General features: G+C 72.0%; 16 protein-coding genes. 2 read left to right on the forward strand and 14 right to left on the reverse strand.

Annotated features, from left to right (window positions below; all coding sequences use genetic code 11):
• Positions 1 to 110 precede the first annotated feature (110 nt).
• The 7 genes from ispG to ABZ354_RS17530 form a co-directional block, all read right to left on the reverse strand.
• On the reverse strand, positions 111 to 1,268 hold the full coding sequence (gene ispG / locus ABZ354_RS17500) for a flavodoxin-dependent (E)-4-hydroxy-3-methylbut-2-enyl-diphosphate synthase (protein ID WP_358657583.1): 1,158 nt from the start codon (positions 1,266 to 1,268) through the stop codon (positions 111 to 113).
• Between the two features lie 172 nt (positions 1,269 to 1,440).
• The gene (locus tag ABZ354_RS17505; RefSeq protein WP_358657760.1) at positions 1,441 to 2,733 is read right to left on the reverse strand and encodes a site-2 protease family protein; all 1,293 of its coding nucleotides are present in this window, start codon (positions 2,731 to 2,733) and stop codon (positions 1,441 to 1,443) included.
• An 8-nt stretch (positions 2,734 to 2,741) separates the two neighbouring features.
• The gene (gene dxr, locus ABZ354_RS17510; protein ID WP_358657585.1) at positions 2,742 to 4,004 is read right to left on the reverse strand and encodes a 1-deoxy-D-xylulose-5-phosphate reductoisomerase; all 1,263 of its coding nucleotides are present in this window, start codon (positions 4,002 to 4,004) and stop codon (positions 2,742 to 2,744) included.
• Between the two features lie 96 nt (positions 4,005 to 4,100).
• The gene (locus ABZ354_RS17515) at positions 4,101 to 6,041 is read right to left on the reverse strand and encodes an acyl-CoA dehydrogenase family protein (RefSeq protein ID WP_358657587.1); all 1,941 of its coding nucleotides are present in this window, start codon (positions 6,039 to 6,041) and stop codon (positions 4,101 to 4,103) included.
• A gap of 374 nt (positions 6,042 to 6,415) precedes the next feature.
• Positions 6,416 to 7,864 (reverse strand): aldehyde dehydrogenase family protein, encoded by a 1,449-nt coding sequence (locus tag ABZ354_RS17520; RefSeq protein ID WP_358657589.1) that lies wholly within the window; start codon positions 7,862 to 7,864, stop codon positions 6,416 to 6,418.
• 151 nt (positions 7,865 to 8,015) lie between these two features.
• A complete protein-coding gene (locus tag ABZ354_RS17525) occupies positions 8,016 to 9,692 on the reverse strand; it encodes a PucR family transcriptional regulator (protein WP_358657591.1) in 1,677 nt (558 codons plus the stop codon).
• A gap of 235 nt (positions 9,693 to 9,927) precedes the next feature.
• Complete coding sequence (locus ABZ354_RS17530) at positions 9,928 to 12,351, reverse strand: ATP/GTP-binding protein (protein ID WP_358657593.1); 2,424 nt, start codon at positions 12,349 to 12,351, stop codon at positions 9,928 to 9,930.
• A 274-nt stretch (positions 12,352 to 12,625) separates the two neighbouring features.
• On the opposite strand from ABZ354_RS17530, the gene gabT reads away from it, so the two are divergent.
• Positions 12,626 to 13,960: a 4-aminobutyrate--2-oxoglutarate transaminase gene (gene gabT / locus ABZ354_RS17535; protein ID WP_358657595.1), complete on the forward strand. Its 1,335-nt coding sequence runs from the start codon at positions 12,626 to 12,628 to the stop codon at positions 13,958 to 13,960.
• A 447-nt stretch (positions 13,961 to 14,407) separates the two neighbouring features.
• Here the strand turns inward: gabT and ABZ354_RS17540 are convergent, their stop codons facing one another.
• Positions 14,408 to 15,469, reverse strand: coding sequence for an N-acetylmuramoyl-L-alanine amidase (locus ABZ354_RS17540; RefSeq protein WP_358657596.1), 1,062 nt, complete (start codon positions 15,467 to 15,469; stop codon positions 14,408 to 14,410).
• A gap of 141 nt (positions 15,470 to 15,610) precedes the next feature.
• Between ABZ354_RS17540 and ABZ354_RS17545 the strand changes: the two genes are divergently transcribed.
• Positions 15,611 to 16,255 carry a phosphatase PAP2 family protein gene (locus ABZ354_RS17545; RefSeq protein WP_358657598.1) on the forward strand — a complete coding sequence of 215 codons (645 nt, stop codon included), beginning with the start codon at positions 15,611 to 15,613 and terminating at the stop codon, positions 16,253 to 16,255.
• Here the strand turns inward: ABZ354_RS17545 and ABZ354_RS17550 are convergent.
• The 6 genes from ABZ354_RS17550 to ABZ354_RS17575 form a co-directional block, all read right to left on the reverse strand.
• The gene (locus tag ABZ354_RS17550; RefSeq protein WP_358657762.1) at positions 16,243 to 17,970 is read right to left on the reverse strand and encodes a glycosyl hydrolase family 18 protein; all 1,728 of its coding nucleotides are present in this window, start codon (positions 17,968 to 17,970) and stop codon (positions 16,243 to 16,245) included. The genes ABZ354_RS17545 and ABZ354_RS17550 overlap by 13 nt on opposite strands.
• Before the next feature lie 316 nt (positions 17,971 to 18,286).
• Positions 18,287 to 19,714, reverse strand: a complete 1,428-nt coding sequence (locus ABZ354_RS17555; protein ID WP_358657600.1) for an FAD-dependent oxidoreductase — start codon at positions 19,712 to 19,714, stop codon at positions 18,287 to 18,289.
• A gap of 22 nt (positions 19,715 to 19,736) precedes the next feature.
• Entirely contained in the window at positions 19,737 to 20,537 is an 801-nt protein-coding gene (locus ABZ354_RS17560) for an ABC transporter permease (RefSeq protein ID WP_358657602.1), read from the reverse strand.
• Positions 20,538 to 21,461 (reverse strand): ABC transporter permease, encoded by a 924-nt coding sequence (locus ABZ354_RS17565; protein ID WP_358657604.1) that lies wholly within the window; start codon positions 21,459 to 21,461, stop codon positions 20,538 to 20,540.
• Entirely contained in the window at positions 21,461 to 22,627 is a 1,167-nt protein-coding gene (locus ABZ354_RS17570) for an ABC transporter ATP-binding protein (protein ID WP_358657606.1), read from the reverse strand. Before ABZ354_RS17570 ends, ABZ354_RS17565 begins: the two co-directional genes overlap by 1 nt.
• A 4-nt stretch (positions 22,628 to 22,631) precedes the next feature.
• Positions 22,632 to 23,879 (reverse strand): spermidine/putrescine ABC transporter substrate-binding protein, encoded by a 1,248-nt coding sequence (locus ABZ354_RS17575; protein ID WP_358657608.1) that lies wholly within the window; start codon positions 23,877 to 23,879, stop codon positions 22,632 to 22,634.
• Positions 23,880 to 23,921 lie beyond the last annotated feature (42 nt).

The raw sequence follows: 23,921 nt of genomic DNA on the forward strand, positions 1-23,921 counted from the left end.
GCCGGGAATCCGCGGCGCTGCCCGATGGGAGGCGGTGTATCGCCGTACGGACACGCGTTCGCCCCGTCACCGCTGGAGGTGACGGGGCGGGGAGGCGTGCGGGCTCCTGGTCAGCCGGCGACGGAGACGGACGGCTCGCCCGAGGTCACGCCGTCCTGCTCCATCTGCTCGGCCAGCTTCATGGCCTCCTCGATCAGGGTCTCCACGATCTTGGACTCGGGGACGGTCTTGATGACCTCGCCCTTGACGAAGATCTGCCCCTTGCCGTTGCCCGAGGCGACGCCGAGGTCGGCCTCGCGGGCCTCCCCCGGGCCGTTCACGACGCAGCCCATGACGGCGACGCGCAGCGGGACCTCCATGCCGGTCAGGCCCGCCGTGACCTCCTCCGCCAGCTTGTACACGTCTACCTGGGCGCGGCCGCAGGACGGGCAGGAGACGATCTCCAGGCCTCGCTGCTTGAGGTTCAGGGACTCCAGGATCTGGTTGCCGACCTTGACCTCCTCGACGGGCGGGGCCGACAGGGAGACGCGGATGGTGTCGCCGATGCCCTGGCTGAGCAGGGCACCGAAGGCGACGGCCGACTTGATCGTGCCCTGGAAGGCCGGGCCGGCCTCGGTCACACCCAGGTGGAGGGGGTAGTCGCAGGCGGCGGCGAGCTGCCGGTAGGCCTCGATCATCACGACCGGGTCGTTGTGCTTGACCGAGATCTTGATGTCGCGGAAGCCGTGCTCCTCGAACAGGGACGCCTCCCACAGGGCGGACTCGACGAGCGCCTCGGGGGTCGCCTTGCCGTACTTCTGGAGCAGCCGCCGGTCCAGGGAGCCCGCGTTCACCCCGATGCGGATGGGCGTGCCGTGGTCCTTGGCGGCCTTGGCGATCTCCTTGACCTTGTCGTCGAACTGCTTGATGTTGCCCGGGTTCACGCGGACCGCGGCGCAGCCGGCCTCGATGGCGGCGAAGACGTACTTCGGCTGGAAGTGAATGTCGGCGATCACCGGGATCTGCGACTTGCGGGCGATGGTGGCGAGGGCGTCGGCGTCGTCCTGGGTGGGGCAGGCGACGCGCACGATCTGGCAGCCGGAGGCGGTCAGCTCGGCGATCTGCTGGAGGGTGGCGCCCACGTCCGAGGTGCGCGTGGTGGTCATGGACTGCACGGACACGGGGGCGTCGCCGCCCACCGCCACGGAACCGACCTGGATCTGCCGGCTCTTGCGGCGCTCGGCGAGCTTGGTCGGAACGGACGGCATGCCGAGAGAAATCGCAGTCATCTGCTGTGCAACCCCAAGTCGTGGATCAAATCCCGGTCCCGCCCGCGGCGGGCTCCGGGCTCCGAGATTACGGCACGGGCCCGGCAGGGGGCACATCACGGCTCGCGAACCCACCCGGGGGGAATGGCCCGGCAGGAGGCCTGCCGGGCCACCGGAAACCCGGTGTGACCTCCTACGAGATGCGTACGGGGTTCACGACGTCGGCGATCAGGACGAGGATCGTGAAGCAGACGAAGATCCCCGCGACGACGTACGCCACCGGCATCAGCTTCGCCACGTCGAACGGTCCCGGGTCGGGGCGGCGCAGCACCTTGGCGACGCTGCGGCGCAGCGACTCCCACAGGGCGCCCGCGATGTGGCCGCCGTCCAGGGGCAGCAGCGGGAGCATGTTGAAGAGGAACAGGGAGAGGTTGAAGCCGGCGACCAGCATCACGAACATGGCGAGCTGCTGGGTGGGCGGGATGTCGAGGGTGGCGATCTCGCCGCCGACGCGGGCCGCGCCGACCACGCCCATCGGGGAGTCCGCCTCGCGCGGGCCGTCGCCGAAGGCCGCGTCCCACAGGGCGGGGATCTTGCCGGGGAGCGCGGTGATGGAGTGGGCGGCCTCGCCGATGCGGTCGCCCATCCAGGTCAGGGACTCGTCGAAGTCCTGTTTCACGACGCCCGTGGCGGCGCTGAAGCCGAGGAAGCCGGCCGTGACGTACTGGCCTTCGACGATCCGGCCGCTGCCGTCCTTCCGGGCGACCTGGTTGGTGGCGATCCTGGCCTGCAGGGTGACGTGGTGGCCGGCGCGCTCGACGACGATCAGGACGTCCTTGCCGGGGTTGGCCCGGATGAGGTCCGAGAGCTGGTTCCAGGACTCGGTGGGGACGCCGTCGAAGGAGACGAAGCGGTCGCCGGCCTTGAGGCCCGCGGCGGCGGCCGGGGCGGCCGGGTCGGAGCTCTTGCAGCTGTCGCGGTTCTCGCTCTGGGAGATGACGCACTTGGAGACCGAGCCGACCGTGGTGGTCTGCTGGGTGATGCCGAAGCCCATCAGGACGACGAGGAACAGCGCCACCGCGAGGACGAGGTTCATGAAGGGGCCCGCGAACATCACGATGACGCGCTTCCAAGGCGCACGCGTGTAGAACAGGCGGGACTCGTCGCCCGGCTGGAGCTCCTCGAACGCGGCCGAGCGGGCGTCCTCGATCATGCCGCGCCAGGGCGAGGTGGAGCGGGCCTCCAGCCGGCCGTCGGGGCCGGGCGGGAACATGCCGATCATGCGGATGTAGCCGCCGAACGGGATGGCCTTGACGCCGTACTCCGTGTCGCCCTTCCTGCGCGAGAAGATCGTGGGACCGAAGCCGACCATGTACTGCGGCACGCGGATGCCGAACAGCTTGGCGGTCGACAGGTGCCCCAGCTCGTGCCAGGCGATGGAGAAGAGAAGGCCCACGGCGAAGAGCACGGTGCCGAGGATGAACATCAGGGTCGTCATGCACGCGCCTCCGCGCTCGCCGTCCGCGCTGTCAGTTCGCGGGCCCGGGCCCGTGCCCAGGTCTCCGCTTCGAGGACGTCCGGAACGGTCAGGGAAGTTCCCGTGCCGGGGGTGCCGTGTTCGCCGACCACGCGGGTGACGGTGTCCATGATCCCGTTGAAGGGCAGCTCTCCGCGCAGGAAGGCGTCCACGCACTCCTCGTTGGCGGCATTGAACACCGCCGGGGCGGTGCCCGCGAGCTCTCCGACGTGCCGGGCGAGGTTCACCGACGGGAAGGCGTCGTTGTCGAGCGGGAAGAACTCCCAGGTCGACGCCGTGCTCCAGTCGAAGGCGGGGGCGGCGTCAGGGACACGTTCCGGCCAGCCGAGGCCGATGGCGATCGGCCCGCGCATGTCGGGGGGCGTCGCCTGAGCCATCGTGGACCCGTCGGCGAACTCGACCATCGAGTGGACGTACGACTGCGGGTGCACGACGACCTCGATGCGGTCGAAGGGAATGTCGTAGAGCAGGTGCGCCTCGATGACCTCCAGGCCCTTGTTCACCAGGGTCGCGGAGTTGATCGTGATCACCGGGCCCATGGCCCAGGTGGGGTGCGCGAGGGCGTCCTCGACGGTGACGTCCGCCAGATCGGCCTTCGTCCGTCCCCGGAAAGGGCCCCCGGACGCGGTGACGACCAGTTTGCGTACGTCGGCGCGGGTGCCGGCGGCCAGCGCCTGGAAGAGCGCGGCGTGCTCGGAGTCGACCGGGATGATCTGCCCGGGCCTGGCGAGGGCCTTGACCAGCGGACCGCCCACGATGAGCGACTCCTTGTTCGCGAGCGCCAGGGTGCGGCCCGCCTCCAGGGCGGCGAGGGTCGGGGCGAGGCCGATGGAACCGGTGATGCCGTTGAGGACGGTGTGGCAGTCGGAGGCGGCGAGCCGCGTGGCCGCCTCCGGGCCGGCCAGGACCTCGGGGAGCGGCTCCCCCGCCCCGTACCGCCCGGCGAGCGCCTCGCGCAGCGCCGGTACGACGTCCTCGCGGGCCACCGCGACGGTGCGCGCCCCGAGCCGGTGCGCCTGCTCGGCGAGCAGGGCGACCCGGCCGCCGTTGGCGGACAGGCCGGTCACACGGAACCGGCCGGGGTTGCGCAGCACGAGGTCGACGGCCTGGGTGCCGATCGACCCGGTGGAGCCGAGGATCACCACGTCCTTCGGCCCGTCTCCCGCGCCGGGGTCGTACACCAGGTGCGGGTCGGCGAGTGGGGCTGGAGTGTCGCTCATCCCCCCATTGTGGCCGCAGCGGGACGCGCAGCGGACAGCGCGTCCCCCTCCGGGTGCGCGGGGGTACGCCCGCGTTGACGGGACGGCGCGTACCGCCTACCGGATCGGACGGTGGACGTTCTCCTTCCGTGCCGGGCCCGGGGTGGCGTCCGCGATCCACGGGCCCTCGCCCGAGGGGTCGATCACGCCCTCCTCCAGCCACTCGTACGTGCCGGACAGGACGCCCTTGACGACCGTGCGGTCGAGGTCGTCGGTGTTGGTCCACAGCCGGTCGAAGAGCGTGTCCACGCGGATGCGGGCCTGGCGGCAGAAGGCGTCGGCGAGCTGGTAGGCCTCACGTCCGTGGTCGCCCCGGCTGCGCAGGAGTTCGGCGCGGACGCAGGCGGCGCTCATCGCGAACAGTTCGGCGCCGATGTCGACGACCCGGCTGAGGAAGCCCTGCTTCGTCTCCATGCGGCCCTGCCAGCGGGACATGGCGTAGAAGGTGGAACGAGCCAGCTTGCGGGCCGTGCGCTCCACGTAACGCAGGTGCCCCGACAGGTCCACTTCGTGCTTGAACTCCGAGTAGGACGTGGGCAGTTGGCCCGGTCCCGCGACCAGCTTCGGGAGCCACTTGGCGTAGAAGACGCCTGCCTGCGCGCCTGCCCTCGCCTTGTCCTGGAGGGACTTCTCGGGGTCGATGAGGTCACCCGCGACCGACAGGTGGGCGTCGACGGCCTCGCGGGCGATCAGCAGGTGCATGATCTCGGTGGAGCCCTCGAAGATCCGGTTGATGCGCAGGTCGCGGAGCATCTGCTCGGCGGGGACCGCGCGCTCGCCGCGGGCCGCGAGGGAGGCCGCGGTCTCGAAGCCGCGTCCGCCGCGGATCTGGACGAGTTCGTCGGCCATCAGCCAGGCCATCTCGGAGCCGTACAGCTTGGCGAGGGCGGCCTCGATGCGGATGTCGTTGCGGTCCTCGTCGGCCATCTGCGAGGACAGGTCGAGGACGGCCTCCAGGGCGAACGTGGTCGCCGCGATGAACGAGATCTTGGAGCCGACCGCCTCGTGCAGGGCCACCGGCCTGCCCCACTGTTCCCTCGCCGCCGACCACTCGCGGGCGATCTTCAGGCACCACTTGCCGGCGCCGACGCACATCGCGGGCAGGGAGAGCCGGCCGGTGTTGAGGGTGGTCAGGGCGATCTTCAGGCCTTCACCCTCCTTGCCGATGCGGTGCGCGGCGGGCACGCGCACCCGGTGGAAGCGGGTGACGCCGTTCTCGAGGCCGCGCAGCCCCATGAAGGCGTTGCGGTTCTCCACCGTGACGCCCTCGGAGGCGGCCTCCACCACGAACGCGGTGATGCCGCCCCGGTGCCCTGCGGACTTCGGTACGCGCGCCATCACGACGAGCAGGTCCGCCACGACGCCGTTGGTGGTCCACAGCTTGACCCCGTCGAGGACGTACTCGTCGCCCTCCGGGACGGCGGTCGTGGCCAGGCGGGCCGGGTCCGAGCCGACGTCGGGCTCGGTCAGCAGGAACGCCGAGATGTCCGAGCGGGCGCAGCGCGGCAGGAAGGTGTCCTTCTGCTCGCGCGTGCCGAACTGCTTCACCGGCTGCGGGACGCCGATGGACTGATGGGCGCTCAGCAGCGCGCCGATCGCCGGGCTGACGGACCCGACCAGGGCGAGCGCCTTGTTGTAGTAGACCTGCGTGAGGCCGAGCCCGCCGTACGTCGTGTCGATCTTCATGCCGAGGGCGCCGAGCTCCTTGAGCCCGTTGATCACGTCGTCGGGGATCCGCGCGTCGCGTTCGATCACCGCCGGGTCGATCCTGGTCTCGCAGAAGTCGCGGAGCCGGGCGAGGAATTCCTCGCCGCGCCGGGCGTCCTCGTCGGCCGGGAGGGGGTGCGGGTGGATGAGGTCGAGGCGGAAGCGGCCGAGGAACAGCTCCTTGGCGAAGCTGGGCTTGCGCCAGTGCTGTTCCCGGGCGGCCTCCGCCACCTGGCGTGCCTCACGTTCGGTGACGGTGGGTCGGGACGCTGGTTGTGTGCCGGCAGACATCGAGGGTCACCTCGCCGCGAATCGGGATCATGGTCCATGGGGTTACCGACGGGTGCTACCCGACGTATGTACCCGATGTGGACGACCCCACCACCCCGTTCCTGTCCGACGGGGCCGTTCGGGGGAGGACGTTCGGCGACGGCGTCCGGGCGAGGGCGGGCCGCGCGTCGCCGGCCCCGACGCGGCTCACGATCCCGCCCGCCCGCCGGCGCCGCCGGTGCGAGGGCGCGGTGGGCGGCGGCCGGGGCGCCGGGAAGGCCGACGGTTCGCCGGGAAACCGACGCGGCGCCACGAAGGCCGACGCGGCCGGCGCAGCGGAGAGGCCCGGCACCGGACGCGTCCGGTGCCGGGCCGTTCCCGGCCGCTCAGCCGGTTCAGAGGGCGGTGAGGCCCGTCAGGACCATGACCCGCTCGTACGTGTAGTCGTCCATCGCGAACCGCACGCCCTCGCGGCCCACACCGGACTGCTTGGCGCCGCCGTACGGCATCTGGTCGGCGCGGTAGGACGGCACGTCGCCGATGACGACGCCGCCGACCTCCAGCGCGCGGTGGGCGCGGAAGGCGGCCCGCACGTCGTGGGTGAACACGCCCGCCTGCAGGCCGTACTTGGAATCGTTGACGGCGGCGAACGCCTCGGCCTCACCCTCCGCCCTCTGCACGGTGAGGACCGGGCCGAAGACCTCCTCGCAGGAGAGCGTCACGTCGCCCGGCACGTCGGTGAGGACGGTCGGCGCGTAGGAGGCGCCGTCGCGCCTGCCGCCGGTGAGCAGCTTCGCGCCGGCGGCCACGGCCTCGTCGACCCACGTCTCCACGCGCCGGGCGGCGTCCTCGCTGACCAGCGGGCCGACGTCCGTCCTGTCGTCGGCGGGGTCGCCGGTGACCTGGGCCTCGACGGCGGCGACGACGCGCGGCAGCAGCCGGTCGTACACGGCCGCGTCGGCGATGACCCGCTGCACGGAGATGCAGGACTGGCCGCCCTGGTAGTTGGAGAAGGTCGCGATGCGGTGCGCGGCCTGGTCCAGGTCCTCGTCGCTCGCCCAGTCGGCCAGCACGACGGCCGCACCGTTGCCGCCCAGCTCGAGCGTGCAGTGCTTGCGTGGCACCGAGTCCATGATCGCGTAGCCGACCTTCTCGGAGCCCGTGAAGGAGATGACGGGCAGGCGCTCGTCCTGCACCAGGGCGGGCATGGCGTCGTTCGGGACCGGGAGGATGCTCCAGGACCCGGCGGGCAGCTCGGTCTCGGCGAGCAGCTCACCGATGACCAGGCCGGACAGCGGGGTGGCGGGCGCCGGCTTGAGGATGATCGGGACGCCGGCCGCGATGGCCGGGGCGATCTTGTGGGCGCACAGGTTCAGCGGGAAGTTGAACGGCGCGATACCGAGGACGACGCCCTTCGGGAAGCGCCGGGTGAAGGCCAGCCGGCCCTGCCCTCCGGCGTCGGTGTCGAGGCGCTGCGCCTCGCCGCCGTTGAACCGCCGGGCCTCCTCGGCGGCGAACCGGAACACGGAGACGGCACGCCCGACCTCGCCACGGGCCCACTTGACGGGCTTGCCGTTCTCGGCGGAGATCAGCCGGGCGATCTCCTCGGCGCGCTCGGCGAGCCGCCGGCTGACGTGGTCGAGGGCGGCGGCGCGCTGGTGGGCGGGGGTGGCGGCGAACTCGTCCCGCACCGCGTGCGCGGCGGCCACGGCCTCCTCGACCTGGGCGTCGGTGGGCACGGCGACCGCGCCGACGGTCCGGCCGTCCCACGGGGAGGTGACGTCCAGGGTGTCCTCGCCGGTGGCCTGGCGGCCGGCGAGCCAGAAGGCGTGGGTGGAAGTCATAGGGGAGTCCGGCCCTTCCGCGTGGGGGTGTGCTGACCCGTGTGGTGACGCGTGCTGTCGGCTCCACCGTAGGTCCGGGACGACGGGGGGTCGTTTGTCCGAGACGTAGCAGTGGGCGGCACGGGTAGGACGGATTGGCGTACGCGGCCGTCTACGTGACGGACATGTCGGTGGACGTCTCGTGGGAGGTGGCCTTCAGGGCGAGCCACAGCTCCATGCGGACGTCCGGGTCGTCCAGCGAGCGGCCGAGGATCTCCTCGACGCGCCGCATGCGGTAGCGCAGGGTGTGCCGGTGCACGCCGAGGTCGGCCGCCGCGGCGTCCCACTGCCCGTGCCGGGACAGCCAGGCGCGCAGCGACTTCACGAGGTCGCCGCGGCCGGTCGCGTCGTGCTCGTACAGCGCCCGCAGCAGTCCGTCGGCGAACGCCCGCACCGCGTCGTCGGCGAGCAGCGGCAGTACCGATCCGGCGGCGAGCTGCTCGTGCTCGACGAGGACCCGGCCGCGCCGCCGCGCCACCGACAGTGCCTGCTCGGCCTGCTTGTAGGCGGCTGCCGCGGCGATGGGGCCGGACGGCGCGGACAGTCCGAGGACGAGTTCGTCCCCGGCGCCGGCCGCGGTCTGCTCCGGACGGGACGCCTCGAGCGCGGCGGCGTACTCGCAGCAGGCCGCGACGGCCGCCGCGCCGTCCCCGGCCAGTACGACCAGCCGCTCCCCCTCGGGCACGACGAGCACGGCCTCGCCCGCGCGGGCGGCGGCGGACTCCACGACCTCGGCGAGCACGCCGAGCGGGTCGCCGTTCGTGTCGGAGGCGGCGAGCGTGGCGGCCGACGGCCTGGTGGGCGCGGGTGTCCTGGGGCCGGGGTGGACGCGCACGGACGAGACCGACACCGACTCGGCGACGATCATCCGGAACGGGGCGTCCAGCAGCCCGCCGTACAGGTCGCCGGCGACCGCGCGGGCGTGGTCCGGTTCCCCGGCCAGCATCATGCGCAGCACGGCGGCGCCGATCCGCTGCTCGGCCGCGGCCAGCGAACGGGAGCGTTCCGTGGTGAGGGTGAGCAGGGCGATGGCCGAGTGAACCGCGTACCGCTCGGCGGTGCCGAGCGCGGCGGCCGTGCCGACGGCGAGTGCGGCGCGGGGCCTGCGGCCGGTGCCGAGGGAGTGCAGTTCGACGCGGTCCTCGTGCTCGGGACCGCCCACCACCGAGGAGGCGGGCGCGGGCCGCTCCCGCAGCCGCCGTACGTCCTCGGTGAGCCGGGTGGCCCGCCGGACGGCCCACTCGGGGGCGGTGCCGACGACGGCGCCCGACGCGTCGTACAGCGCCGCCCAGCCGTCGACCTGCGCGGCGAGCGCGGCGAGCAGGCCCTCGGGCCCGGCGCCGAGAGCCTGTTTGGTCAGCTCGCGCTGGGCGGCGAAGCCGGCGGTCACGGCCCGGTACTGTTCGGCGGCGATCGCGGCGGACACGGCCTTGCTGATCGCGAGGAACGGGGTTCGGCGCGGCACCTCCAGCAGCGGCAGGCGCTCCTGCCGGGCGGCCTCGATGAGCGCCTCGGGGATCTGCTCGTAGTTGACGCCGACGGCGAAGCCGAGCCCGACGACCCCCGCACCGGCCAGCCGCTTCACATAGCGGCGCATCGTGTCCGGGTCCTCGGCGTCCAGTTTGAGCGCCGTGATCAGCAGCAGTTCCCCGCCCTCCATGTAGGGCACGGGGTCGGCGAGCTCGCTGACGTGCGCCCAACGCACGGGCACGTCCAGGCGGTCCTCGCCGGCCCGCACGGTCAGCTTCAGCGCGGAGTGGTGGACGAGCGAGGCAAGCGTGGGGGGCATGTCCTTCGGGTCTCTTCGTGTGAGTGCGTCGTGTACGGAAACGGAGAGATCGGGTGACCAAGGTGATCACTTGGCCGCTACGTATGAACGACCCATGCCGATTCTGCCTCACTGTACGGTCCGGTGCGCCCGCACATCCCGCTTTCCGACCATCGCCTCCCCCGGTCCGGGGCCCGGTTCCGGGCCCCCGCCTCCCCCTTCCGCTCCACCCGGACCGCCGGGGACGCTCCCGGCCTCATCCCCGCAGATCGACCAGCAGCGGCGGCGCGTGTTCCCCCCTCACGTCGGTCAGGGACAGCACGGCGTGCCCGGGCGGCACGGAGTGCGCCAGCTCGGAGGCGGACCAGCGCTCCCGCTCGACCTGCCGGACGGTCACGGCCTCCGTCGTCACGGCCCTGCCCGTCACCATCTTGCGCAGCGCGTGCAGGGCGCGGGTCATGGGCTGGTCGGCGAAGACGGTGTGCTGGGCGACCTCCTCGGTCTCGATCCACTCCTTGCCCCACGCCTCGGCGAAGGCCCGTCCGTCCCAGGTCGTGACGCCCGAGAACGCCATACGGCAGCCCACCGCGCTGAACAGCGGCCCGTGCAGCGCCTCGGGCACCTCCGCGAGGGTCCGCAGGGTGAGGACCACCCCGGCGTCGACGGAGCGCAGCCGCTGGATGCCGCGGATCGTCTCGGTGGTCAGGGCGCCCGCCGCGTCGTCCAGGACGAGGCAGGCGAAGTGCCCGCGTGCGCCGTCGGCACGTGCCACGGCCGTGAACTGGGCCAGCACGAGCCGTGTGAGCAGCCGCGAGGCCTCCTCGTGCCCCCGCTCGGGCAGGTCGACGCGGACGCGCAGCGGATGGCGGGCCAGGGACCGCAGCGAGAAGTGCCGGGCGTCCCCGGCGCCGAAGAACCGCTCGAAGACGGGACGGTCGAGCAGGGCGAGCCGGTCCGCGAGCGCCGGGCCGGGGTCGGCCGCGGTGCCCGCCTGCCGGATGCGCGCGTCCAGCTCGCGGCGCATGGCGGGATGCACGTCCTCGTCCAGAGCACCCCGGAGAGCGGTGAGCGCGTCCGGGTCCCCTTCGAGGAGTTCGCGCAGCGCGGGCACGGCGGGGAACCGGCCGTGCACCGCCCGGTACGGGCCCAGCAGTTGCGCCAGAGCCGTGGCGGCGCGGCGGCTGTCGACCCCGTCCAGGTCTCCGACCAGGCCCTCGGCGAGGAAGGAGGCCGCCTCGTCCGGGTCGGTGGAGTCGGCGTACAGGTCCAGGTCGTGGACGGAGGCCGGGTCGCCGAGCCGGACGACGACGTCGTACGCCCCGTCGGGCCCGAGCGCGGCGCCCGCCCCGCCGACCGCGACGACGGCACAACTGCCCGTGAGGGCCTGCAGGGCCAGGGTCTCGACGACGGGACGGACGAGACCGCGGGTCTTGCCGACGCCGGACGGACCGACGGCGAGCAGTGACGTGCCGAGCGTGGACGGGTCGAGGGCGACACCGGCTCCCTGATGGGTCGGCGGATTGGTCCCGGACGCGACGCAGCTGCCGATCCGCACCTGGCCCACGAGCAGGTCGTGCCGGGCCGTGCGGGTGGGCAGGTCGCGGTCCCCGGAGGGGTGCGTCCAGGCTGTCGCTCCCGCGCGGAGCACGGTCTCGGCGAAGTCGGCGACACGGGCGGCGTCGCGGCGGGCCCGCGTCCAGGCGCGCCCGACGCGTACGCAGTCGACGTCGTTCATCCGCCCGCCCAGCACCTCGGCGGTCAACACGTCGGCCGCCCGGTGCTGTCCGGCCTCCCTGAGCCGGGGCCACTGGGCCGGGGGAAGCGGCGCCGCCGCCCGGGGCTCGTCGGAGCGCCGCGCGGAACGGGCGCCCAGCCACTGCCGCGTGAGCGTCCACCAGTCGCCGATCCGCGCGAAGGGCCACAGCACCGCCGCGGTGATCAAGGCGTACAGGCCGTAGGTGATCAGCTGGGACTGGAACACCTCGACGCCCCCCGTGACGAGGGCCACGAGGGAGAGCACGGGGTCGACGACCGGCAGCGGTTTCCAGGGCTCGCCGGGAACGGTTTCCGGCCACACGAAGCCGAGTACGGCCAGGGCGGCGAGGACCGTCGCGGCGACGCGGACCCGCACGCCGTGGCGGTCGAGGTAGAAGCGGATGACCTTCGGCCAGCTGCCGAGCCGGCCGGCGCCGAGGACCAGGAGCAGGAAGGCGGCACCGTCGTAGACGATCCGGGCGTGCAGCCCCTGCCAGACCCCGTCCTGGGGCCACACCGTCCCGGCGTACCACCAGTCGCCGGGCGTGAACCACTTGAGGGGGACCCACTGGTAGGGCACGACCCCGTGTTTCCACATCGACCACAGGATCAGTGCCACGACGAGGGGGATCACCGCGCCCATCAGGTTCGACGGGTCGAGCCGCTGCTTCGCGCCCCCGGGCCGGCCCGGGGTGAACCCCAGCCGCCAGATTCCGACGCCGGCCTCGGGGCGCGGCTCGTCGAGCCATGCGGCGACGGCGGGCGCGGCCCCGGGCACGCCCTGCGGCATGGGCGGCGCGAGAGGCACGGGCGGGGCGGGCGGTACGGGGGGAGGCCCGCCGGGCGGCGGCTGCGCGGGGGAGGCGGGGCGCGGTACGCGGTCGGCGTGCGTGCCGCGAGCGTCGTGCGTGCCGTCAGTGTCCATCGTGCCTGCCCCCTGGCCAGCCGGTCCTGCCTCGTCCGCGGTCAATCTAGTGCCCCGGCCCCACGGGTTCACCGGATACGCGGCCCCTCCCCCGAGGTCGGCCCGCGCCGTCCCCGGGATCACGTCCCCGGGTTCACGTCCCCGGGTCGCTATGTCCACGACGGACAACCGGCTCCCGCGACAACGCCCACATGGAGCATGCCCACCCTCCTGTCCCGCCCCTAGCCTGCGAGAAAGGAAGGCAAGCTGTCCGTAATACCCCCAGGAGCCCCTCATGACCGCACTTCCGCAGGAGCGCCGCGTCCTCACCGCCATTCCCGGACCGAAGTCGCAGGAGCTGCAGGCCCGCCGCACGGCCGCGGTCGCGCAGGGGGTGGGCTCCGTCCTGCCCGTCTTCACCGCGCGCGCGGGCGGCGGGATCATCGAGGACGTCGACGGCAACCGGCTCATCGACTTCGGCTCCGGCATCGCCGTGACGTCGGTCGGCGCGTCCGCCGAGGCCGTCGTCCGCCGCGCCGCCGCACAGCTCGCGGACTTCACCCACACCTGTTTCATGGTCACGCCGTACGAGGGGTACGTCGAGGTCGCCGAGCGGCTCGCCGAGCTGACGCCGGGCGACCACGCCAAGAAGTCCGCGCTGTTCAACAGCGGCGCCGAGGCAGTCGAGAACGCCGTCAAGATCGCCCGCGCGTACACCAGGCGGCAGGCGGTGGTCGTGTTCGACCACGGCTACCACGGGCGTACGAACCTGACGATGGCGCTGACCGCGAAGAACATGCCGTACAAGCACGGCTTCGGCCCGTTCGCACCCGAGGTGTACCGCGTGCCGGTGGCCTACGGCTACCGCTGGCCGACCGGCCCGGAGAACGCCGGCCCGGAGGCCGCCGCGCAGGCGATCGACCAGATCACCAAGCAGGTCGGCCCGGAGAACGTCGCCGCGGTCATCATCGAACCGGTCCTCGGCGAGGGCGGCTTCATCGAACCGGCGAAGGGCTTCCTGCCGGCGATCAGCGAGTTCGCCGCCGACCACGGCATCGTGTTCGTCGCCGACGAGATCCAGTCCGGCTTCTGCCGCACCGGTCAGTGGTTCGCCTGCGAGGACGAGGGCGTCGTCCCGGACCTGATCACCACCGCGAAGGGCATCGCCGGCGGTCTGCCGCTGGCCGCCGTGACGGGCCGCGCCGAGATCATGGACGCCGCGCACGCGGGCGGCCTCGGCGGCACCTACGGCGGAAACCCGGTCGCCTGCGCGGGCGCGCTCGGCGCGATCGAGACGATGAAGGAGCTCGACCTCAACGCCAGGGCCCGGCGGATCGAGGAGGTCATGAAGGCCCGCCTGACCGCCATGGCGGAGAAGTTCGACATCGTCGGTGACATCCGCGGCCGGGGCGCGATGATCGCGATCGAGCTGGTCAAGGACCGCACGACGAAGGAGCCGAACGCCGAGGCGACGGCCGCGCTCGCCAAGGCCTGCCACCAGGAGGGCCTGCTGGTCCTGACCTGCGGCACCTACGGCAACGTGCTGCGCTTCCTGCCGCCGCTGGTCATCGGCGAGGACCTGCTCGACGAGGGCCTCGACATCCTCGAGCAGGCCTTCACGCGCATCTGAGCGGCGCGCGCCGCAGGGGTGACGACTCAGCTGCAGAGCCTGTGAAGAAGGTGTGCGAGGTGGATGGCAGGACGTCGATCCTTCTGTCGCGCGCGAATCCCCTGCCGTAGGTTCTACGCAGATGAGAGATACACCCCCACCCACAGGGGACTGTGGGTGACATCAGGCCGGGGCCTCCCCAGCTTCGACCTGGTCGTGCCTCGCGCACACACCGAAGTCTCGGCTTCGGATCTCCTCACCGATCGGACGGTCGCCCGCCCCAAACCCCCCGGGGCGCGCGACGTTCCGATCAGAACGGCCGACACGGACGTTCTCCGAAGGGCCGGCACACACCCCCCCCTTGTGCCGGCCCTTCGGCCGTTTCCGCACATCGCACACGTCGCGCACGCTGCCCGCACGGCCCCCTGGGGCGCCGTGCGGGCAGCGCGTCGTTCCCGGCCGGGTGTCTCACCCGTCCTTCCACAGCAGCACGGTCAGCACGGCGCTGGAGATCGTCACCGGCCGGTCCGCCTGGTTCAGCAGCCGTATCCGCATCCCGCGGCCGGAGGCGAGCCGTCTGGTGAGCGGGACGGTCGCGAACGTGTCGCCCGTGGTGCCGGCGATCTCGTGGATCGAGTGGTCCTTGAGATGGTCGGAGCCCTCGTACTCGCTCATCCGCGCCTGGACCACCGCACCGGTGGGCAGCCCGTCTATGCGCAGGCTGACGGAGCCGGTGAACCGGGCCGGGCCGCGCGCCCACACCGATCCGTCCGTGGCGTGGTGGCCCGGCTCGTCGGTCCACTCCTTGGTGAACTCGATGCTGTTCCAGGTACCGGGTTCGAGCGTGTAGGGCTCGGCCAGGCCGAGGTTGACGTACTGGGGCACGGGATCCTCTCCTTCCCACTGGCCCGCCGGGAGCGCCAGGCAGTCGGCGAGGTCGCGGCGGAAGTCCTGCATGTCGAAGCCCCTGGGGTCGGACTTCCAGTCGGACCACTCCAGATGGCCGATCGCCGACTTCGGTCCCCAGCCGTGCGCGCGGCAGATTCCCGCCGCGGCCCGGACCATGGCGACGTACTGGGCGGGCGGCCAGGGGTCCTTGCCGTCGCCGAGGTTCTCGCACTCGAAGCCGTAGAAGCGCGCGTTGCCGTCGACGGCTCCGGACGAGCCCTGGTGTTCGTTCGTGCGGGGCGGACGGTCGCCGTACGACTCGTTGACCACGGCCCTGAGGACGTCCGGGTCGCCGCCGCCCGCGTGGTTGGCGCGGCCGTTGCCCACCAGGTGGACGGTGCCGTCCTTGGTGATGCAGCCGGCGGCGAGCGGTCCCGGCAGTGCGCTGTCACCGCGGTAGATGAGGCCGACGACGTCGGTCTTGGGGCCGGTGACGGTGTGGTGCATCATCACGCCGTTGACCGGTCCCCAGGCGCCCACGTGATTGCGGTTGTGGGTACGCCAGTCGCCGACCTCCCGCACGGTGCAGCCCTCCTCGCGCAGCGCGGCGACCAGCCTGCTCGCGGTGAGCGGTTCGGCCATGCGCAGTCCTCCGGTTCGGTGCGGGCCCGCACCGGTCGGCGTCGGCGGGCCCTTGACGGATGCCTCTGCCGGATCATTCCGCTTGTCGTGTCGCGCTACACCGGTGTTCGGAGAATTGTCCGGTCCTGGCACGCTGGAGGCGTGTCGCGTCTGTTTCCGCCGTTCCTTCCGTCACTCGGGTTGCCCGCCGTGCTCTTCGGCCTGATCACCTGGCAGGTCGCCGCCGGCGGTCCGCTGCTGGACGCCGACGCGCGCGTGAGCCGGGCCCTCGTCCACCCGGACCGGGGCTCCGAACTCCTCGCCGACCTCGGCAACGTCGAGGTCGCGCTGCCGGTGCTGCTGGCCGTGCTGGCGTACGTGGGGTGGCGGCGCCGGGCGGCCGGTGCCGTCCGCTGGTGGCTGTCGCCCGCGCTGGCCGCGCTGTTGATGCTGGTCGTGCCGCTGCTGATCGTGCCGGTGAAGGAGTTGACGGACCGTCCGGGCACACCGGTGCATCCTGGCTCGGGCTTCTTCCCCTCCGGGCACACGGCGACGGCCGCGGTCGCCTACGGGACCGCGGCCGTGCTGCTGCTTCCGCTGGTGCGCACCGTGCTCGCGCGTCGCGCCCTGGTCGTGGCCTGCGTCGTCGTCAACGCCGGGGTGGGCTTCGGTCTGGTGCGGCGCGGCTACCACTGGCCGCTGGACGTGGTGGCCGGTTGGTGCCTGTGCGCGGTGCTGCTGACGCTGTTCGTGTGGGTCGTACGGAAGACGGCCGTACCCGGGCCGCCGACCGGTCAGCCGAAGTAGCCGTCGAACGTCCGCTGGAACTCCCGGCCGCCGAAGTGGTCCCAGTTGATCGACCAGGTCATCAGGCCGCGCAGCGCCGGCCAGGTGCCGTGGGTGGCGTAGGCGCCGCAGTCGGTCTTGCGGGTGAGGCAGTTCAGGGTCTTCACCACCTCGGCGGGGGCGACGTATCCGTTGCCCGCGTTGACGGTGGCCGGCATGCCGATGGCGACCTGGTCGGGGCGCAGCGGCGGGAAGACGTTGTCCGCGTCGCCCGCGACCGGGAAGCCGGTGAGCAGCATGTCGGTCATGGCGATGTGGAAGTCGGCGCCGCCCATGGAGTGGTACTGGTTGTCCAGGCCCATGATCGGGCCGGAGTTGTAGTCCTGGACGTGCAGCAGGGTGAGGTCGTCGCGCAGCGCGTGGATGACGGGCAGGTAGGCTCCGGCGCGCGGGTCCTGGCCGCCCCATGGGCCGGTGCCGTAGTACTGGTGCCCGAGCTGGACGAAGAAGGTCTCCGGGGCCATCGTCAGGACGAAGTCGTCGCCGTACTTGGCCTTGAGGGTCTTCAGCGCCGAGATCAGGTTGACGATCACGGGGGTCTTCGGGTTCTTGAAGTCGGTGTCGTCGGCGTCGAGGGAGAGGGAGTGGCCCTCGAAGTCGATGTCGAGGCCGTCGAGTCCGTACTCGTCGATGATCTTCGAGACGGAGGCGACGAAGGTGTCGCGGGCGGCCGTGGTGGTCAGCCGGACCTGGCCGTTCTGGCCGCCGATGGAGATGAGGATCTTCTTGCCCGCGGCCTGCTTGGCCCTGATCGCGGCCTTGAAGTCGGCGTCGCTCTCCACGGTCGGGCACTCGGCCACCGGACAGCGCGTGAAGCGGATGTCGCCCGACTCGACCGAGGTGGGTTCGCCGAAGGCCAGGTCGATGACGTCCCAGCTGTCGGAGACGTCGGCCAGGCGCGTGTAGCCGGCGCCGTTGGCGAAGCTCGCGTGGAGGTAGCCGACAAGGGCGTGGGCCGGCAGGCCGGCGGATCCGCCGTCGGTGCCGGCGGCGGTGGTCGCGGTCACGGTGGCCGACTTCGCGGACTCACCGGCGTCGTTCACGGCGGTGACCTGGAAGGCGTACGCGGTGTCGGGGGTGAGGCCGGTGACGGTGGTGGAGGTGCCGGTGGCCGTGCGGATCTTCGTGCCGTCGCGGTAGACGGCGTAGCCGGTGGCGCCGCTGACCGGGGACCAGGACAGCGCGACACCGGTGGGGGTGACGCTGCCGGCCTTGAGGCCGGTCGGCGGCGCGGGCGGTACGCCGGTGTCCGCGCCGGGTCCGGTGAGGGAGATGTCGTCGGCGAGGTAGGCGCCGGTGCCGTACCAGCCGTGGGTGTGCAGGGTGACACGGGTGGTCGAGGGGCCGGTGCGGAACGTGGTGGTGAGCTGCTGCCAGTCGGGGGCGGACTGGGTCCAGGTGGAGACGTCGGTGGTGCCGGTGCCGGTGGCGCCGAGGTACACGTAGGCGCCGCGGACGTGACCGGACAGGGTGTACTGGCTGTCGGGTTTCACGGTCACGGTCTGGGTGCAGGGGGCGTTGTGGCTGCCGGAGGGGGTGGCCCGGAGCGCTGAACTGCCGCTGCGCACGGGGCTGTCGACGGTCGTCGCTGCGGTGCAGGTCCAGTTGTCGAGGCCGGCTTCGAAGCCGCCGTTGCGCACCAGGTCCGCGTCGGCCGCGCGGGCGGCCGACGACATCGCGGACGCGGCCAGGGCGGCGGTGACGAGCGCGGCGAGCAGTCCGTGCCGCGCGAGTGACGGTCTGGGCCGTCGGAAGGGTCCGGGTCCGTGCGGGCTGACGCGGTCCACAAATGCCTCCGGAGGCTGGGGGGATGGAGGGGTGGGGGAACGGAGGGGCGGAACGCGCCCAACTTGGTCCAGACCAATTGCGTTGTCAAGACCTCTGACGCGTAGCCGCCCCTCCTCGCCCCGCCCGGCGGCGCGGCCCGCCGCCTCGCGCATCGCCCGCTTCGAAAGCGCCGGGTCGGTGGGGGTGCCGGAGCCGGCCGGCCGTTCAGCTGTCGAAGCCCAGGCCGAGCCGGTCCATCGTGCGCAGCCACAGGTTGCGCCGCCCGCCGTGCGTGTCCGCGCGGGCCAGCGACCACTTGGTGAGCGCGATCCCCGTCCACGCGAACGGCTCCGGCGGGAACGGCACCGGTTTCCTGCGCACCATCTCCAGTTCGGTGCGTTCGGTGCGCTGCCCGGCCAGCAGGTCGAGCATCACCTCGGCACCGAACCGGGTGGCGCCCACGCCGAGTCCCGTGTAGCCCGCGGCGTACGCAACCCGTCCCCGGTGGGCCGTGCCGAAGAACGCCGAGAAACGTGAGCAGGTGTCGATGGCGCCGCCCCACGCGTGCGTGAAGCGGATGCCCTCCAGCTGCGGGAAGCAGGTGAAGAAGTGCCCGGCGAGCTTCGCGTAGGTCTCGGGCCGGTCGTCGTACTCGGCGCGCACCCGGCCGCCGTACGGGTAGACGGCGTCGTAGCCGCCCCACAGGATCCGGTTGTCGGCGCTCAGCCGGAAGTAGTGGAACCGGTTCGCCGAGTCGCCGAGGCCCTGGCGGCCCTGCCAGCCGACGGCGGCGAGCTGCGCGGCGCCGAGCGGCTCGGTCATCAGGGCGTAGTCGTAGACCGGCACCGTGTACGCGCGGGCCCGTCTGACCAGGCTGGGGAAGACGTTCGTGCCGAGCGCCACCCGGCGGGCCCGGACCTGCCCGTACGGGGTGCGTACGGCCATGCCGGCGCCGTGCGGTGTCAGGGTGAGGGCGGGGGTGTGCTCGTACACGCGCACGCCGAGGGTGAGGCAGGCGCGTTTCAGGCCCCAGGCGAGCGCGGCCGGGTTCAGCATGGCGACGCCGCGACGGTCCCACAGGCCGGCCCGGAAGGTGGGTGAGGCGACCTGCGCGCGCACCGCGTCGGCGTCCAGGTACTCGACGCCGTCGGCCAGGCCCGCGCGCCGCATCCGGGTGTGATGCTCGCGCAGTTCGCGTACCTGGTGGGGCTCGGTCGCGACGTCGATGCCGCCGGTGCGCTCGAAGTCGCAGGCGATGCCGTGCCGGGCGACGGCCCGCTCGATGGCGTCCAGGTTGCGGGCGCCGAGGTCCTCCAGCCGGTGGATCTCGTCCGGCCAGCGGGACAGGCCGTTGGACAGGCCGTGGGTGAGGGAGGCCGCGCAGAAGCCGCCGTTGCGGCCGGAGGCGGCCCAGCCCACCTCCCGGCCCTCCACGAGGACCACGTCCCGCTGCGGGTCGCGCTCCTTGGCCTCGAGCGCGGTCCACAGTCCGCTGTACCCGCCCCCGACGACGAGGAGGTCGCAGGTGTCGGCGCCGGTGAGGGCGGGTTCGGGGCGCGGCCTGCCGGGGTCGTCCAGCCAGTACGGGACGGGCCGGGCCCCGGCGAGGCTTTTCGTCCGGTCGGTGCTGCTGCTCATGGCGCCAGGGGCCATGATTTCCACTCCCTCGGGGAATTCACGCTTTCTGTTTCCGGCGGCGGTTTCCCGCGACCATGGAGACAAGGACCAGAAGGACGGCGATGACGAACATGGCCGTGCCGATGACATTGATCTGCACCGGTGTGCCGCGCTGTGCCGAACCCCAGACGAACATGGGGAACGTGACGGTCGAACCGGCCTGGAAGTTGGTGATGATGAAGTCGTCGAAGGACAGCGCGAAGGCCAGCAGCGCGCCCGCCGCGATACCGGGCGCGGCGATCGGCAGGGTGACCCGCAGGAAGGTCTGGACGGGGCCGGCGTAAAGGTCCTGCGCGGCCTGTTCCAGCCTCGGGTCCATCGACATCACGCGCGCCTTGACGGCCGTGACGACGAAACTCAGGCAGAACATGATGTGGGCGATCAGGATCGTCCAGAAGCCGAGCTCCGCGCCCATGTTGAGGAACAGGGTGAGCAGGGAGGCGGCCATGACGACCTCGGGCATCGCCATCGGCAGGAAGATCAGCGAGTTCACCGCGCCGCGCGCCCGGAACCGGTAGCGGACCAGCGCGAACGCGATCAGCGTGCCCAGCAGGGTGGCGCCGAGCGTCGCCCAGAGCGCGATCCGCAGGCTGAGCCCGAGCGAGGCGCACAGGCCGGACACGCCGCACGGGTCCCGCCAGGATTCCGTGGAGAACCGCTGCCACTCGTAGTTGAAGCGGCCTTTCGGTCTGTTGAAGGAGAACACCGTCACGACGATGTTCGGCAGCAGGAGGTAGGACAGCGTCAGCAGTCCCGCCAGGACGACGAAATGGCGCTTGAGCCAGTTGACGAAGGGCATTTACACCAGATCCTCCGTGCCGGACTTACGGATGTAGAACGTGACGACGACCAGGATCGCGGCCATGAGGATGAAGGAGAGCGCGGCGGCCGTCGGATAGTCCAGCACCCGCAGGAACTGCGTCTGGATGACGTTGCCGACCATGCGCGTGTCCGTCGACCCGAGCAGATCGGCGTTGACGTAGTCGCCGGAGGCCGGGATGAAGGTCAGCAGCGTTCCGGACACCACGCCCGGCATCGACAGCGGGAAGGTGACTTTCCGGAAGGTCGTGGACGGCTTGGCGTACAGGTCGCCGGCCGCCTCGTGCAGCCGCGGGTCGATGCGCTCCAGCGACGTGTACAGCGGCAGGATCATGAACGGCAGGAAGTTGTACGTCAGGCCGCACACCACCGCCAGCGGCGTGGCCAGCACGCGGTCGCCGGTAGTCCAGCCGAGCCAGCTCGTGACGTCCAGGACGTGCAGCGTGTCCAGGGCGCCGACGACGGGCCCGCCGTCGGCGAGGATCGTCTTCCAGGCCAGGGTGCGGATCAGGAAGCTGGTGAAGAACGGCGCGATCACCAGGATCATGACCAGATTGCGCCAGCGGCCGGCGCGGAACGCGATGAGGTACGCGAGCGGATAGCCCAGCAGCAGGCACAGCGCGGTCGCGACGGCGGCGTAGCCGACCGACCGCACGAACTGCGGCCAGTAGTCGGTGAGGGCGTCCCAGTACGTCGCGAAGTGCCAGGTGACCCGGTAGCCGTCCTCCAGGGAGCCCGTCTGCACGGACGTGGAGGCCTGGTAGACCAGCGGCATCGCGAAGAACACCAGCAGCCACAGGATGCCGGGCAGCAGCAGGAGGTACGGGGTCCAGCGGCCCCACCTGCGCGCCGGTTTCCGCTCGGGGACGGGCGCCAGGGGCGGCGCTTCGGTGACGGTCGTCATCAGGACGCGTCCTCCTTGCCCGGCTCCACCGTCTCCACCCCGGCGTCGATGTCCTGGGCAGCGTCCAGGCCGAAGGTGTGCGCCGGGTTCCAGTGCAGGACGACCTCGGTGCCGGGCACCAGGCGCGGGTCCCGGTCGATGTTCTGCGCGTACACCTCGAAGCCGGGGCAGACGGGGCTGTCGACCACGTACTGCGTGGAGACCCCGATGAAGCTGGAGTCGGCGATGCGGCCGGTGACGCGGTTGCGGCCCGCGGGGACGTCGCCCGCGTCGTCGGCGTGCGTGAGCGAGACCTTCTCCGGGCGGACGCCCGCCAGCACCCTGCCGCCGGTGGAGGTGGGCGCGGAGCAGCGCGCCCTCGGCAGCACGAGCCTGCCGCCGCCCGCCGTCAGGACGAGGTCGTCGCCGTCGGCGGTGTCGACCTCGGCCGCTATGAAGTTGGAGGTGCCGAGGAAGTTCGCGACGAACGTGGTCCGCGGGTTCTCGTACAGGTCGGTGGGCGGGCCGAGCTGCTCGACGCGGCCCGCGTTCATCACGGCGACCGCGTCGGCCATGGTCATGGCTTCCTCCTGGTCGTGCGTGACGTGCACGAAGGTGATGCCGACCTCGGTCTGGATGCGCTTGAGCTCCAGCTGCATCTGACGGCGCAGCTTCAGGTCGAGGGCGCCGAGCGGCTCGTCCAGGAGCAGCACCTCGGGGTGGTTGATGAGGGCGCGGGCCACGGCGACGCGCTGCTGCTGGCCGCCGGAGAGCTGGTGCGGCTTCTTGCGGGCCTGCTCACCGAGCTGGACCAGCTCCAGCATCTCCTCGACCGGCTTCTTCACGCTCCTGACGCCGCGCCGGCGCAGGCCGAAGGCGACGTTCTCGAAGATGTCGAGGTGGGGGAAGAGGGCGTAGGACTGGAAGACCGTGTTCACCGGGCGCTTGTACGGGGGCAGCCGGGTGACGTCCTGGTCGCCGAGGTGGACGGTGCCCGAGGTGGGCTCCTCCAGACCGGCGATCATGCGCAGGGTGGTGGTCTTGCCGCAGCCGGACGCGCCGAGGAGGGCGAAGAAGGAGCCCTGCGGCACGGTCAGGTCGAGCGGGTGCACGGCGGTGAACGAGCCGTAGGTCTTGCCGATCCCGCGGAGGCGGACGTCGCCGCCGTTGCCTGTGGTCGTCGTCATCTCGTCACGCCCCAGTGAGCTTCGCGAATGTCGCCTCGTACGCCGTCTCCTCCGCCGCGCTGAGCGAGCGGAAGGCACGGGACTTGGCCTGCATGGCCGGGTCGGGAAGGATCAGCGGGTTGTTCGCCGCGTCCTCGTCGATCTTCGCCAGCTCGTCCTTGACGCCGTCGACGGGGCACACGTAGTTGATGTACGCGGCGAGTTCGGCGGCGGCGCGTGGCTCGAAGTAGTAGTCGACGAGCCGTTCGGCGTTCGTCTTGTGCCGGGCCTTGTTGGGGATCAGCAGGTTGTCGCTGGAGGTCAGATAGCCGCTGTCCGGGATGAGGAAGTCGATGTCGGGGCTGTCCGCCTTGAGCTGTACGACGTCTCCGGCCCAGGCGAGACAGGCCGCGAAGTCGCCCTTGGTGAGGTCGGAGGTGTAGTCGTTGCCGGTGAAGCGGCGTATCTGGCCCTTGTCGACGGCCTTCTGCAGGCGGGCGACGGCCGCGTCGTAGTCGTCGTCGCCGAACTTCCCCGGGTCCTTGTCCATGTCGAGCAGGGTCATCCCGACGGTGTCGCGCATCTCGGTGAGGAAGCCGACGCGGCCCTTCAGTCCGGGGTGGTCGAGGAGGTCGGAGACCGACGTCACCTCGATGCCGTCGAGGGCCTTCCGGTTGTAGGCGATGACCGTGGAGATGCCCTGCCAGGGGTAGGAGTAGGCGCGTCCCGGGTCCCAGTCGGGGCTGCGGAACTGCGGCGACAGGTTCGCGAAGGCGTGCGGCAGGTTGGACGGGTCCAGTTTCTGGACCCATCCGAGGCGGATCAGGCGGGCGGCCAGCCAGTCGGTGACGCAGATGAGGTCGCGGCCGGTTTCCTGGCCCGCGGCGAGCTGCGGCTTGATCTTGCCGAAGAACTCGTTGTTGTCGTTGATGTCCTCGGTGTACTTGACCCTGATGCCGGTGCGCCGCGTGAACGCCTCCAGCGTCGGACGGTGCTTGCCGCTGTCGTCGACGTCCATGTACTCGGTCCAGTTGGAGAAGCTCACCGTCTTCTCCTTCGCCGAGTGATCCCGCGCGGAGACGCCGCCCTCGGTCCTGCCTGCGGCGGGGATGCCGCAGCCGGCTAGCGCGCCGGCACCACCGACCGCCAGCGCGCCGCCCGCGGAGGCGCGCAACAGCGAGCGCCGGGTGAGGGCGGCCCCGCCTGTCCGGAAACTGCGCCGCACGGCGGCCGATCGGGCCGCCGGCAGGCGGTCGGGCTCGTAACTCTCCATGCGCGTGGTGCCCTTTCGGGAGGTCGGACGGCCGTGGTGGGC

This window comes from Streptomyces sp. NPDC005925 (assembly GCF_040638805.1).
Taxonomy (GTDB): Bacteria; Actinomycetota; Actinomycetes; order Streptomycetales; family Streptomycetaceae; genus Streptomyces.